Raw genomic sequence first — 13,538 nt, forward strand, 5'->3', positions numbered from 1 at the left:
TCATCCCTCCACCTTGATCGCGATCGGGAAGGTGCGCCGCTGCTTGCCGCCGAACAGGCTGGCGTCGCTGGCGCCCTCGGAACAGCCGTTGCCGAAGGAGAAGCCGCAGCCGCCGCGCAAGTCGAAAGCGTTCTCGGCGTATTCGCGATGCGCCGTCGGAATGACAAAGCGATCCTCATAGTTGGCGATGGCCATGATCCGGTACATCTCCTCGACCTCGGCGACGCTCAGGCCGACCTGGTCGAGCACCTGCGCGTCATGGCGTCCGTCGACGTGCTTGGCGCGCTGGAAGGCGCGCATGGCGAGCATGCGTTCGAGCGCCCGCTCGACCGGTGCGACCTCGCCGGCGGTGAGCAGGTTGGCGAGGTACTTGACCGGGATGCGCAACTGGCGGACGTCCGGAATCTCGCCGTTGGCGCCGAGTTGGCCGGCGTTGGCGGCAGCGCTGATCGGCGACAGCGGCGGCACGTACCAGACCATCGGCAGCGTGCGGTATTCGGGATGCAGCGGCAGCGCCACCTTCCAGTCGACCGCCATCTTGTAGACCGGGCTGCGCCGGGCGGCTTCGAGCCAGGCCTCGGGAATGCCGTCGGCACGCGCCTGGGCGATGACCTTGGGATCGGACGGATCGAGGAAGAGATCGAGCTGGGCCTGATAGAGATCGCGGTCGTGCTCGGTGCTCGCCGCCGCCTCGATCTTGTCGGCGTCATAGAGCAGGACGCCGAGATAGCGGATGCGGCCGACGCAGGTCTCCGAGCAGACGGTCGGCTGGCCGGCCTCGATGCGCGGATAGCAGAAGATGCACTTCTCGGCCTTGCCCGACTTCCAGTTGTAATAGATCTTCTTGTACGGACAGCCGCTGACGCACATGCGCCAGCCGCGGCACTTGTCCTGGTCGATCAGGACAATGCCATCTTCTTCGCGCTTGTAGATCGAGCCGGACGGGCAACTGGCGACGCAGGTCGGGTTGAGGCAGTGCTCGCAGAGGCGCGGCAGGTACATCATGAAGGTGTTCTCGAACTGCCCGTAGATGTCCTTCTGGATGTCGTCGAAGTTGCGGTCCTGGCTGCGCTTGGCGAACTCGCCGCCGAGGATTTCTTCCCAGTTCGGCCCCCAGACGATCTTCTCCATGCGCTTGCCGGTGATCAGGCTGCGCGGCCGCGCCGTCGGCGTCGCCTTCGACTCGGGCGCCGATTGCAGATGGTCGTAGTCGAAGGTGAAGGGTTCGTAGTAATCGTCGATTTCGGGCAGGTTCGGGTTGGCGAAGATGCGCATCAGGAGCTTCCAGCGCGCGCCCTGGCGCGGCTCGATCTTGCCGTCGTCCTTGCGCACCCAGCCGCCGTTCCATTTGTCCTGGTTCTCCCACTCCTTCGGGTAGCCGATGCCGGGCTTGGTCTCGACGTTGTTGAACCAGGCGTATTCCATGCCGGGCCGGCTGGTCCACACGTTCTTGCAGGTGACCGAACAGGTATGACAGCCGATGCATTTGTCGAGGTTCAGCACCATGCCGATTTGGGCGCGAATTTTCATGATTTCTCCTGCCTAGGCGTGAGCGGCGGCGGTCGACTCCTCGTCGAGCCAGTCCACCTTGTTCATCTTGCGCACGACGACGAACTCGTCGCGGTTGGTGCCGATCGTCCCGTAATAGTTGAAGCCGTAGCTGAACTGGGCATAACCGCCGATCATGTGCGTCGGCTTGAGGACGATGCGCGTCACCGAGTTGTGGATGCCGCCGCGCATGCCGGTGATCTCGGCCCCCGGCGTGTTGATGATCTTTTCCTGGGCGTGGTACATCAGCACCATGCCGGGATTGACGCGCTGGCTGACCACCGCCCGCGCCGCGATGGCGCCGTTGATGTTGAACAGCTCGATCCAGTCGTTATCGACGATACCGGCCCGCTTCGCATCGTCTTCCGACAGCCAGACCACCGGTCCGCCCCGGTTCAATGTCAGCATCATCAGGTTGTCGGAATAGGTCGAGTGGATGCCCCACTTCTGGTGCGGCGTGATGAAGTTGAGCGCGATTTCCGGATGGCCGTTCGGCTTGATGCCCTGGATCTCGGCCGTCGTCTTGAGGTCGACCGGCGGCCGGTAGCTCGAGAAGCCCTCGCCGAAGGCCGTCATCCATGGATGATCGAGATAGAACTGCTGGCGGCCGGTGAGCGTGCGCCACGGGATCAGTTCGTGCACATTGGTGTAGCCGGCGTTGTACGACACGGTTTCCGACTCGATGCCACTCCAGGTCGGCGAGCTGATGATCTTGCGCGGCTGTGCCTGGATGTCGCGGAAGCGGATCTTCTCGTCCTCCCGATACAAGGCCAGATGCGTGTGATCGCGGCCGGTCTGGCGGCCAAGCGCCTCCCAAGCCTTGACCGCGACATGACCGTTGGTTTCCGGCGCCAGCTGCAGGATGACCTCGCAGGCGTCGATGTCGGTGGCGATGCTCGGCAGGCCGCAGGTGACGCCCTCGTCGGCAACGACGCCGTTGAGTTCGCCGAGCTGGCGAACCTCGGTCTGCGTGTTCCAGCCGATCCCCTTGCCGCCGTTGCCGGCCTTGGTCATCAACGGACCCAGCGCGGTGAAGCGCTTGAAGACATTGGGATAGTCGCGCTCGACGACGCTGATCGCCGGTGCCGTCTTGCCCGGTACGAGATCGGTCTCGCCGCGCTTCCAGTCGGCGACGCCGAAAGGCTGCGCCAGTTCGCCGACGGTGTCGTGCATCATCGGCGTCAGGACGACGTCGCGCTCGACGCCGAGGTGGCCGACGCAGACCTCGCTGAACTTGCGCGCGAAGCCCTTGTAGATCTCCCAGTCGCTGCGCGATTGCCAGCCCGGATCGACGGCGGTCGACAGCGGATGGATGAAGGGATGCATGTCGCTGGTATTGAGGTCGTTCTTCTCGTACCAGGTCGCCGTCGGCAAGACGATATCGGAATACAGGCAGGTGGTGCTCATGCGGAAGTCGAGCGTGACGAGCAGGTCGAGCTTGCCCTCCGGCGCCTTGTCGTGCCAGACCACTTCCTCGGGCTTGGCGTCGTCGGCGCCGAGGTCCTTGCCCTGGACGCCGTGCGTCGCGCCGAGCAGGTGCTTGAGGAAGTATTCGTGTCCCTTGCCGCTCGAGCCGAGGATGTTCGAGCGCCAGACGAACATGTTGCGCGGCCAGTTGTCGGGATGGTCCGGGTCCTCGCAGCTCATGCGCAGCGACCCGTCGCGCAGGCCGGCGACGACGTGGTCCTTGGGATCGGTGCCGGCGGCGACAGCATCGCGCACCAGTTGCAGCGGATTGCGCTGCAGCTGCGGCGCCGACGGCAGCCAGCCCATGCGCTCGGCGCGCACGTTGTAGTCGATCATGCTGCCGCCGAAGCGCGTCCGGTCGGCGAGCGGCGAGAGCACTTCCTCGACGCCGAGCTTCTCGTAGCGCCACTGGTCGGTGTGCGCGTAGAAGAAGCTCGTCGAGTTCATCTGCCGCGGCGGCCGGATCCAGTCGAGCGCGAAGGCCAGCGCCGTCCAGCCGGTCTGCGGCCGCAGCTTTTCCTGGCCGACGTAATGCGCCCAGCCGCCGCCGCTCTTGCCGATACAACCGCACATCATCAGCATGTTGATGACGCCGCGATAATTCATGTCGGAGTGATACCAGTGGTTCATCGCCGCGCCGATGATGACCATCGACCGGCCCTGCGTCTTGTCGGCGTTCTCGGCGAACTGGCGGGCGACGGCGATGACCTGGTCGCGCGGCGTGCCGGTAATGCGTTCCTGCCAGGCCGGCGTGTAGGGCGTGTCGTCGTCGAAATCGCGCGCCGCCAATTCGCCGGGCAGACCGCGGGCGATGCCGTACTGTGCAACCTGCAGGTCGAAGACGGTGGCGACCAGCATTTCCTCCTGCCCGGCGCCGAGTTGCAGGCGCCGGACCGGCACCGTGCGCACCAGCACGTCACTGCCGGCGCCTTGCGGATTGTTCGGAAAATGCTCGGTCTTGATGCCACCGAAATAGGGGAAGCCGACGCGGGCGACTTCGTCCGAGGCGTTCGGCCCTTCGAGCAGCGAGAGCCGCAGCTTCACCTCAGCGTCATCGCGCGCCTCCTTCGCTTCGAGGTTCCAGCGCCCGGCGTCCTCGCGTCCCTCGGGGCCCCAGCGGAAGCCGATCGAGCCGTTCGGCAGCACGACCTCGCCGCTTGCGTCGAGCGCGACGGTCTTCCATTCCGGGTTATTGCCCGCCCCGAGCGCATCGGCGAAGTCCGACGCCCGCACATAGCGGTCGGGCACCCTCACCGTCTCGCCGCCGGGCAGCGTCTGCGACTTCAGCAGGACGAGCATCGGCATGTCGGTATAACGCCGCACGTAGTCGTCGAAATAGGCGCTGCGCGGCGCGCCGTTATCGGGGAAATAGAAGTCCTTGAGGATGACGTGGCCCATCGCCATCGCCAGCGCCGCATCGGTCCCCTGCTTCGGCTTCATCCAGAGGTCGGCGAGCTTCGCGACTTCGGAATAGTCGGGCGTCACCGCCACGGTCTTGGTCCCCTTGTAGCGGACCTCGGTGAAGAAATGCGCGTCCGGCGTGCGCGTCTGCGGCACGTTCGAGCCCCAGGCGATGATGAAGCCGGCGTTGTACCAGTCGGCCGATTCGGGCACGTCGGTCTGCTCGCCCCAGACTTGCGGGCTCGACGGCGGCAGGTCGCAATACCAGTCGTAGAAACTCATGCAGACGCCGCCGATGAGGCTCAGGTAACGGCTGCCGGCGGCGTAGGAAACCATCGACATCGCCGGGATCGGCGAGAAACCGACGATGCGGTCCGGCCCGTGCTGCTTGATGGTGTGGACGTTGGCGGCGGCGACAATCTCGTTCACCTCGTCCCAGGTCGCCCGCACGAAGCCGCCGAGGCCGCGCATCTGCTGGTAGTCGCGACGCTTGTCGGCATCGGCGACGATCGACGCCCAGGCGTCGACGGGGTCCTGCGTCAGCCGCGCCTCGCGCCAGCGCTTGAGCAGGCGGCCGCGCACGAGCGGATACTTGACGCGGTTGGCGCTGTACAGGTACCAGCTGTAGCTCGCGCCGCGCGCGCAACCGCGCGGTTCGTGGTTGGGCATGTCCCAGCGGGTGCGCGGATAGTCGGTCTGCTGCGTTTCCCAGGTGACGATGCCGCCCTTGACGTAGATCTTCCACGAGCACGAGCCGGTGCAATTGACACCATGCGTCGAACGTACGATCTTGTCATGGGCCCAGCGGTTGCGGTAGGCGTCCTCCCAGCTGCGGTCCTCGCCATTGGTGACGCCGTGACCGTCGGCAAAGGTCTCCGTCGGGCGGAGGAAGTAGCTCAAGCGATCGAGAAAATGACTCATCAATAACTCCTTGTTGCCGTGACAGCGCCGCCCTAGCAGGGCATGGCGGCGCCCTTGCGGGCGTAATGCCACCAGGTGATGGCGATGCAAGCCAGATAAAATGCCGCGAACATCCACAGCGCCAGTTCGGGTCCGCCGGTAATCGAGATCGAGCTGCCGTAACTCTTGGGAATGAAAAAGCCGCCGTAGGCGCCAAGCGCGCCGGCGAAGCCGAGCGCCGCCGCGCCTTCGGTGTTGCCCTCGCGCGCGGCGCGGGCGCGTTCGGCCTCACTGTCGCCGCACTCGCCGAGCTTGAGATTCATGAAGATCACCGGGATCATGCGGAAGGTCGAGCCGTTGCCGATGCCGGTGGTCAGGAAAAGCAGCAGGAACATGACGAAGAAGCCGGCGAAGCTGCCCGCCGCCGGACCGAAAGGCAGCGCCAGCCCACCCGCGTCCTTGGGCAGGAAATAGAGCACCCCGAGCACGGCCAGGATCATGACAAAGAAATTGGCCAGGGTGACGCGCGCGCCGCCGAGGTTATCGGCCATCCAGCCGCCGACCGGGCGGATCAGCGCGCCGACGAGCGGCCCCAGCCAGGCGTATGCCAATGGATTGACGTCGGGAAACTGGCTCTTGATCAGCAGCGGGAAGCCGGCGGCGAAGCCGATGAAGGAGCCGAAGGTGCCGAGATAGAGGATGCACATCAGCCAGTTGTGCTTGCGCCGGAAGATCGCTGCCTGCGCCGCGAACGAGGCCTTGGCGTCGGCGATGTCGTTCATGAACAGCCAGGCCAGCGCCGAGGCCAGCGCGATCCACGGCACCCAGACGAAGGCGGCGTTCTGCATCCAGAGATGTGACAGTTCGCCGTCCTGCGCGGTCACCACCTGCGGGCCGCCGGCGAAGACGCCGAAGACGCCGACCGAGATGACCAGCGGCGTCAGGAACTGCACGACCGAGACGCCGAGATTGCCGAGACCGGCATTGACGCCGAGCGCCGAGCCCTTGCGCTCCTTCGGGAAGAAGAAGCTGATGTTGGCCATGCTCGAACTGAAGTTGCCGCCGCCGAAGCCGCAGAGCAAGGCCAGCGTCAGCATGGTGGCATAGGGCGTGTTGGTGTCCTGCACGGCGATGCCGATGCCGATGGCGGGGATCAGCAGCAGGGCCGTCGAGATCGCCGTCCACCGCCGTCCGCCGACCAGCGGCACCATGAACGAATAGAAGATGCGCAGCGTCGCGCCCGACAAGGCCGGCGCCGCGGCGAGCCAGAAGAGCTGGTCGGTGGTGTAGCGGAAGCCGAGTTGCGGCAGGCTGACCGAAACGACGCTCCACAGCTGCCAGATGGCGAAGGCGAGGAAGAGCGAGGGCACCGAGATCCACAGGTTGATCTTGGCGATCGCCTGGCCTTCGCGTTCCCAGAAGGCCTTGTCCTCGGGCGTCCAGACGTGCAGCACGGTGCCCGGCCGGGCTGCGCCGTCCTGGACGCGCGTCGATTTTTCCATGTGCCTGTCCCCCTTATTGTGCATGCCTGCACTGTAGGGACCGGGCGCCGTCGCCGGTATCCTCCCGAAGAGGCATCGGCGCGCCGCTGAAGAACTATGTCCGGCGAGACCGGCATAGTTCTAAAGGAGTATGGCTATCTGGCGGGGCGGAGGCCTCGGGCCTCGGGCCTCGGGCCGGACGCTTATCGAACCGGGGTTCATTGATTTTCCGGCCGGTTCGAGTTGGGCTGTTACGACCCTTTGCGGCCATTCATCTATCACGCCGTTTTATGGCGGGTATCAGTATTGAACAGTCCTTGGGCAGGTAGGCGCGTCCGTCTAATTGATAAAGTTGCCAATTGCCGAGATAACCTCTTGCGGGGCGCTCAGATGAGAAAAATGCCCCTGAGCATTAATCACTGTCAATTTACTCGCAGGAATATGCGTGTGGAGGTAGTCAGCGACCTCCATGGGGACAAAATAGTCGTTCCGGGACTGAATAATCAGGGTTGGTACGCTCACCTTGGCAAGATTGTTTCGTTGGTCTGTTTGGAGTACCGAGCATAAAACCGTCAGCATCATCTCTTGAGGAATGCGCATCAGCGTCTCCGCAAAGCAGTCGACAAGCGCGGGACTGTCGGGCGTCGCCATCGCAACCGCCGCGAGTTGCCTCGACCAGGCATGGTAGTTGTTTGATAGCGCACTATAGGTCGCGTTGATATCGTCATTGGAGAAACCGCCGCGGTAATCTTCAGTGTCCGTATAGCGTGGCGATGCCCCCAGCATCACCAGCTTGCTAAAGATCGATGGCTTTTGGATTGAAGCCAACATTCCCGCCAGCGCGCCCAGGGAGTGGCCGACCACGATAATTTCTTCCTTTAGATTCAAGGCAGCACAGATTTCGAGCAAATCCGTTGCATATCCGTTGACGGTCAAATAGCGAAGCTGATTCTGGCGAAAAATCGCTTGATTTGATTGAACAGAGCCAACGTTATCAAAGGTCACCAATCGATAGTTGTCGGCGAATGATGCAGCGACAAGGTTCCAGAAACTTTGGTCATAGCCAAGGCCATTGACGAAAATCATTGATTTTTTCGCCATCAAGTTTCCGAAAACCGTCACATTGCCTCGTGCCAACGGGTCTGTTGTCATGGGAAGCATCCCCTCGCCTTGCGTTTCAGATCAATTCCTCTGCCTTCAGGCAGGCTTCCACTTCTGGCAGTCATTCAAGGTGGCATTATGGGGATAGCGATAAGGGCTGGAGTTGGCCGAACGCCGACGCAAATGATGCGCTTCGGATATCCTGACGGTCAACAAAGCTGAACGGACAGGAATCGACCCACAACGGCCTTTCGCCACTTTATGGATCGCAGGACGGGTAACAGCGTCGAGCAGTCGTTCAAGCCGAGGCTCCTTTGACGGCCCCTCGGCCGTTGCTGCCGCTGTATGACTTCGGCTTGGCCGGCAGAGAAGAGGCTTTCCGCCAGCCTCGCCGCGGCTGTGCTCGGTCAATAGAACATCAGCCGGCACAACCGAGTCGGGGCCACGGCGATCAGGTATATTCCAGCGGCCCGGGCTTTTTCTCGTCTGCATCAGCAAACACAACACAATTCCGACCTTTGTTTTTTGCACGATATAGACTGGAATCTGCGCGCTGCGCAAGTGCTCCGAAATCTTGATCCGAGGCGCCGACTACGGCAACGCCAACGCTGACGGTGTAGTGGATTTCAGTTCCGGTGCCGGTGACAACTTCACACGCGGCTTCCGAACAAATACGTTCAGCAACATTCATTGCTGCGACGGCCGTTGCTTCGGGCATTAGTACAGCAAACTCTTCGCCACCGATGCGTGCTGCCTGGTCGCTTGCACGAACGATGCGCCTAATCAATTTACCAAAATTCGTGATGACCAAGTCTCCGGCAGCATGCCCATACTGGTCATTAATCAGTTTGAAATGATCAATATCGACCATCAATACCGCCAAAGGCCTGCCATACCGACGGCAACGGATCCATTCTATGTCTGCCAGATTGTTGAAGCACCGACGATTGAATAGACCGGAAAGGCCATCCGTTGTGGCAAGTCGCTCCAATTCGACACGGGCTTCCTCTGCACTCTCTTTGGCCTCGGCAAGCGCGTACGTGGCTCTCCTGAGACGTTGAACCTCCCACACAGGGGACTCAGGCAATTCAAACTTTGCGGAAAGCCGAGTATCAAGTGTATCGAGTACCTGTGCGGTTCGTTGCAAGGGGCGGGCAATGTATATGATCAGGAACCAACCGAACAACAGACCATACAGCAATAAGCAGACAATGGCGGCCGTGAGCCAGCTTAAAGTCTGCGTTGAAACTCGGTGGATCTGATTTGCATCATTGCTCGCACGCTGCGACGACTCAATCGTCAATTCGTCGGCAAGCAAGGTCAGGTCATTGGCCGCAAGGGCCCATCGCGCGAGAGCCTGGGCATGCGCTTCGGGGCTTGTCGATGAAAAAGGTGCGAGTGCGAGCGCCTCGTTAAGCACACGCTCTGCCCTGCGTACACGCGCCTTGAGCAATTCGCTGGTATTCATGCTGGGGTGCGTAATAATCAGTGTCATGGCCATCTGCGCACGAGTGCGTTCAGCCGGTGACGCTGCAAGCAAGGCCGTATCGCCATAACGGCGCAAATGCTCGAGATTCCGGGCGGTTCGCGACATTTCCAGAACGTTCGGAACGGTCACCTGCTCGATGCTTGCCGTCCCGCTGGCGATCTTCAAATGACCGACAATCAGAGCGACGACAGCCAGAGAAGAAAAAGTCACTAAGAACAGGATGCCCACGAAGACGATTTTCTTTAGCGACAAGCCCCCAAACTTTGACATTTCAGTCACTAAATGACTCGAAAGGGTATGTGGCGTGAGTTGATTTGTTCGAGCACGCCGTTTGCCCGGATGATCCTTAACGCTTCGTTAAGCCGGTCACGCAACTGGGGCTTGGTGCGGGTCACCGCGATCTTTGCATCACCGGTCAATTCGGGTGCATCCAGTGGCATGAAGACAAATCCGCTGGCTATCAAATTCGACTCGGACAGGACAGTCGTCGCCTGGAACATCGCAAGAACGCTGGCATCGGCCTCTCCTTTCTCCAATACTTTAATCAGATCGATCAAGGTTGCGGCGGGAATCAATTCCTGATCCTTACTCAGCTTTGAGCGAACATAGTCCATTTGGCGGGCGCCATTCAGCACCACCACACGCAGTCGAGGGGTCGTCAAACCGACGCCCTTGCGTGCAAGCAGATAACTGCTGCTACGGAAGTAGGGCGTCGTAAATAGCATTTTTGCCGAACGTTCTGGCGTTTCCAACAGGCTCGCGGGAACAAAGTCGACCTGATTATTCGTAACGGCGTCAATTAATTCCTGAAGGGAACCCATTTCAACAAAAGTGCAGTTGGCATCGACGATCTTGCACAAGGCACGCCCAACATCCACGCTGAAGCCGGTCATTTCTCCTTTTTCGTTACGATAACTGCCTGGCTTTGCGCCTTTCATGACGCCGACCGTCAAGCGTTCTTCCGCTCCAACTGCTGAGATTCCCAGGGCGCAGCAGAGAGAAAAGACTATCAGTTGCAATGCCGACCGACGAATAAGAGGAATCAATTCGAAGCACCTTCCAAGAGTCGTTAGGATCCATCTGATATGAGGATAGCGTAGAAAAAGTTCGCCGTCATTTAGTCGCGAAAATTCTCGATTTCCTGGATTTTCACCGATGAACCCTTACGCCGTCGATCCACGTACGAGCGAAAATCCGTATTGACCAAGCAGCACGTCTTGCCTATCCGGCAGGCTTAGGTGGCAACCGAACCTTTAAATGGCAGATTCGGTGTGGTGGTCATCGGCCGCTTCGGGCCGATTGCCACCGACAGCGCATTAAGTCCAATGTCATTATGGCGATTTTACACCCGGGAATCAACGTGGCAAAAAACCGCCTTTCGGCGGCTCCTGGCGAAAATTGACGCGCCAATTCTCCGATTCAAACGGCTATTTCGCGGCGCTCAGGTCAGACCGTTCGCCGAGGCGATGACGGCGGCCTGGACACGTGTGGCGACGCCGAGCTTGCGCAGGATGTGCTGGACGTGGATCTTGACCGTCGTTTCGGCGATGCCGTAGTCGCGGGCGATTTCCTTGTTGCTGTCGCCGCGGGCGATGCCGCGCAGCACCTCGACCTCGCGCGGCGACAAACCGGCCAGCACCGTGGCAGCGGCCGGAGCAGCGGCGCCTGCAGCTGGCGCCGGCGCGGCGGAAACGCCAGAAACGGCGGCGACGCGATAGGCGCTGACCAACTTGCTCGTCATCTCGGGCGCGACGACGCTGTCGCCGGCAACGACGCGCAGGATCGCGGCAACGAGATCGTCGCCTTCCGTCGTCTTGAGCAGGTAGCCGGCGGCACCGGCGCGCAGCGCGGCGCTCAGGTCGTTCTCGTCCTCGCTCACCGTCAGCATCAGCAGGCGCGCGCAGGGAGCCGTCTCGCGCAGCGCCGGCAGCACATCGACGCCCAGCACGCCGGGCAGATGGTTGTCGAGCAGGATGACATCCGGCTGGAGCTCCTGGGCGCGGCGCAGACCTTCACCGGCATCGCCGGCGTCGCCGACGATCTGCAGGCGGGCGTCGCGCGCCAATAGCGCGATCAGCCCGCGCCGGAACAGGGTATGGTCGTCGATGATCAGGATGCGTACCGGGGGCGCCGTGGGCGCGCGCTGTTCCACTGTCATGCCGGGCCTCGCTCGAAAGCCGGCATTGTGCCGGGTTGGCCTTGCGGCGGCAACGTCAGGACGACGCGACAGCCGCGTCCCGGCGCCGCCTCGACGCGCAGATCCGCGCCGATACGCTGGGCGCGTTCCTTCATGATGCGCAGGCCGACATGCGCCTCGTCGTGCTGCGGCGCGTCGGCGGCGAAGCCGATGCCGTCGTCACGGACCTCAAGGCGCCAGACCGGATGCTGGTCGACGTCGAGCGCGACGCGCGAAGCCTGCGCGTGCTTGCGCACGTTCGACAGCGCTTCCTGGACGATGTGCAGCACCTGGATCTGCAGGTCCGGCGGCAACGGCAGGCCGTGGCTGCGGATCGACAACACGCTCTTGATGCCGCTCTGGTGCTCGAATTTGCTCAGCGTCGAGGCCAGCGCCGCCTCGATGTCTTCGGCATTGGCGCGCAGGCGGAAATAGGTCAGCAGTTCTCGCACGTCGCTGTAGCTCTCGCGCACGCCGGCGTCGATCTCGTCGAGCGCCGTCTGCGTTTGCGCCGCGTCGCCGCCAGCGAGCGCGTCGCGCAGCAACTGCACCTGGATCTTCAGGAAAGCCAGCGACTGGGCGATCGAGTCGTGCAACTCGCGGGCGAGATGCAGGCGCTCCTGCGAGATCGCCGCCTCCTTTTCGAGCGCGTTCAGGCGCAGGTTTTCCATGGCGCTGGCGAGGTGATTGCCGAAGGCTTCGAGCTGCGAACGCAGCGCCGGCGCCGGCTTGGTCTGGGCACAATAGAAGAGATCGACGACGCCCATCGTCCGCTCGTGCAAGCGCACCGGCACATTGACGACGGTGCGGAAACCGGCCCGCGCACAGGCCAGCGTGTTCGGCGCCGAATTCGGCGTCGATTCGTCGCGGAGCGGAATGACCGTCAGCCCTGGCGTCGCGGCGACGCTGCTGCAGTGGCAGGCGCCCTTCTCCAGGCATTGCTCGGCGTCGAGCAACGCCGGCGGCAAGCCGTGCGCGGCGAGCATGACAAAACGCAGGTTGTCGCGGTCGGACCAGCGCAGGGCGACGCCGTCGGCGCGGGCGATGCGCGCGACGATCTCGACGAAGCCCTGCGCCAGCGGCGTCAGCGCCGTGGTGTTGGCGACGAGGCTGGTGACCTCGTAGAGTCCTTCGAGGCGCTCGCGCTTTTCTTCGAGTTCGGAGGTCTTCTCGGCAACCTTCTGCTCGAGGTGCCGATAGAGCGAATACAGGTTCTCGGCCATGCCGTTGAAGCCGGCGATCAGCATGCCGAATTCATCGGAACTGCGATGCTCGACGCGCGTCGCGAAATCGCCTTCCTGGATGCCGCGTACGGCGAACACCAGCTTGCCGACCGGTTTCAGGACGAACACATAACCGGTGAGGACCAGGATCAGCGTCACCACCAGCGCCAGTCCGAGTGCCGAGAGTTGCAACAGGTGCAGGAGCGAGGTCTGGCGCGCGAGATGCGACTCGATGGCGACGACGAAGGGATCGATGCTGGCGACGAAGTCGGCCGTCTCGCGGCGCAGGTCCCGGCCCGCTGTTTCGCCTTCGAGCCGGGCGCGGAACGTCTGCCAGCGGTCGCCGACCACGGCGAAACGGGCGCGCACGTCCTCGTCCCAGGGCACGAACAGCGGCCGCGCCGGATCGCCCTGCTGCAGCACCGTCATGCTGCGGTCGAAGGCGTCGATCTGCGCCGGAATGTCGGCGTCTGCGCGCTGGTCCGCCGACAGCGCCATGCGGTACGCCTGCATGCGCATCCGCCCGGCCTCGTTGACCGCCGCCGCGCCGCCGTCGAGCTTCCAGGACATCCACAACATCGCAACCGTCGACAGCAAGACCAGCAGCAGGAAGGGCGCGCCGACCAGGGCGAGCTTGACGCTGAGGCTCCATCGTATCTTCTGCATAACCAGGCCAATCCGAATCCGCAAGACCGTCCATTGTAGAACCGGCCTCGCCGGACACACCAGAGGCCGGCCGGCGAACTTCTGCC

8 protein-coding genes are annotated in these 13,538 nt (G+C 62.6%); all 8 read right to left on the reverse strand.

Going from position 1 to position 13,538, the window contains the following annotated elements; genetic code table 11:
* Positions 1–1,530: a nitrate reductase subunit beta gene (narH, locus tag BLR25_RS06995; RefSeq protein ID WP_091935893.1), complete on the reverse strand. Its 1,530-nt coding sequence runs from the start codon at positions 1,528–1,530 to the stop codon at positions 1–3.
* Between the two features lie 12 nt (positions 1,531–1,542).
* Positions 1,543–5,337, reverse strand: coding sequence for a nitrate reductase subunit alpha (locus tag BLR25_RS07000; protein WP_091935895.1), 3,795 nt, complete (start codon positions 5,335–5,337; stop codon positions 1,543–1,545).
* A 32-nt stretch (positions 5,338–5,369) separates the two neighbouring features.
* Positions 5,370–6,818 (reverse strand): MFS transporter, encoded by a 1,449-nt coding sequence (locus BLR25_RS07005; protein ID WP_091935897.1) that lies wholly within the window; start codon positions 6,816–6,818, stop codon positions 5,370–5,372.
* 318 nt (positions 6,819–7,136) lie between these two features.
* Positions 7,137–7,949 (reverse strand): alpha/beta fold hydrolase, encoded by an 813-nt coding sequence (locus BLR25_RS07010; RefSeq protein WP_176785784.1) that lies wholly within the window; start codon positions 7,947–7,949, stop codon positions 7,137–7,139.
* A 400-nt stretch (positions 7,950–8,349) separates the two neighbouring features.
* On the reverse strand, positions 8,350–9,615 hold the full coding sequence (locus BLR25_RS07015) for a GGDEF domain-containing protein (protein WP_176785785.1): 1,266 nt from the start codon (positions 9,613–9,615) through the stop codon (positions 8,350–8,352).
* A 50-nt stretch (positions 9,616–9,665) separates the two neighbouring features.
* Complete coding sequence (locus BLR25_RS07020) at positions 9,666–10,433, reverse strand: substrate-binding periplasmic protein (protein ID WP_176785786.1); 768 nt, start codon at positions 10,431–10,433, stop codon at positions 9,666–9,668.
* A gap of 395 nt (positions 10,434–10,828) precedes the next feature.
* Positions 10,829–11,545 (reverse strand): response regulator, encoded by a 717-nt coding sequence (locus BLR25_RS07025; protein ID WP_091935907.1) that lies wholly within the window; start codon positions 11,543–11,545, stop codon positions 10,829–10,831.
* Entirely contained in the window at positions 11,542–13,452 is a 1,911-nt protein-coding gene (locus BLR25_RS07030; RefSeq protein WP_091935909.1) for a type IV pili methyl-accepting chemotaxis transducer N-terminal domain-containing protein, read from the reverse strand. Before BLR25_RS07030 ends, BLR25_RS07025 begins: the two co-directional genes overlap by 4 nt.
* Between the last annotated feature and the right edge of the window lie 86 nt (positions 13,453–13,538).

Origin of the sequence: Propionivibrio dicarboxylicus, assembly GCF_900099695.1 — a bacterium.
Lineage (GTDB): Bacteria > Pseudomonadota > Gammaproteobacteria > Burkholderiales > Rhodocyclaceae > Propionivibrio > Propionivibrio dicarboxylicus.

Excerpts from the sequence above, each read along its gene's own strand:
- narH (WP_091935893.1), bottom strand. The coding sequence starts at position 1,530 with ATGAAAATTCGCGCCCAAATCGGCATGGTGCTGAACCTCGACAAATGC.
- BLR25_RS07000 (WP_091935895.1), bottom strand. The coding sequence starts at position 5,337 with ATGAGTCATTTTCTCGATCGCTTGAGCTACTTCCTCCGCCCGACGGAG.
- BLR25_RS07005 (WP_091935897.1), bottom strand. The coding sequence starts at position 6,818 with ATGGAAAAATCGACGCGCGTCCAGGACGGCGCAGCCCGGCCGGGCACC.
- BLR25_RS07010 (WP_176785784.1), bottom strand. The coding sequence starts at position 7,949 with ATGACAACAGACCCGTTGGCACGAGGCAATGTGACGGTTTTCGGAAAC.
- BLR25_RS07025 (WP_091935907.1), bottom strand. The coding sequence starts at position 11,545 with ATGACAGTGGAACAGCGCGCGCCCACGGCGCCCCCGGTACGCATCCTG.
- BLR25_RS07030 (WP_091935909.1), bottom strand. The coding sequence starts at position 13,452 with ATGCAGAAGATACGATGGAGCCTCAGCGTCAAGCTCGCCCTGGTCGGC.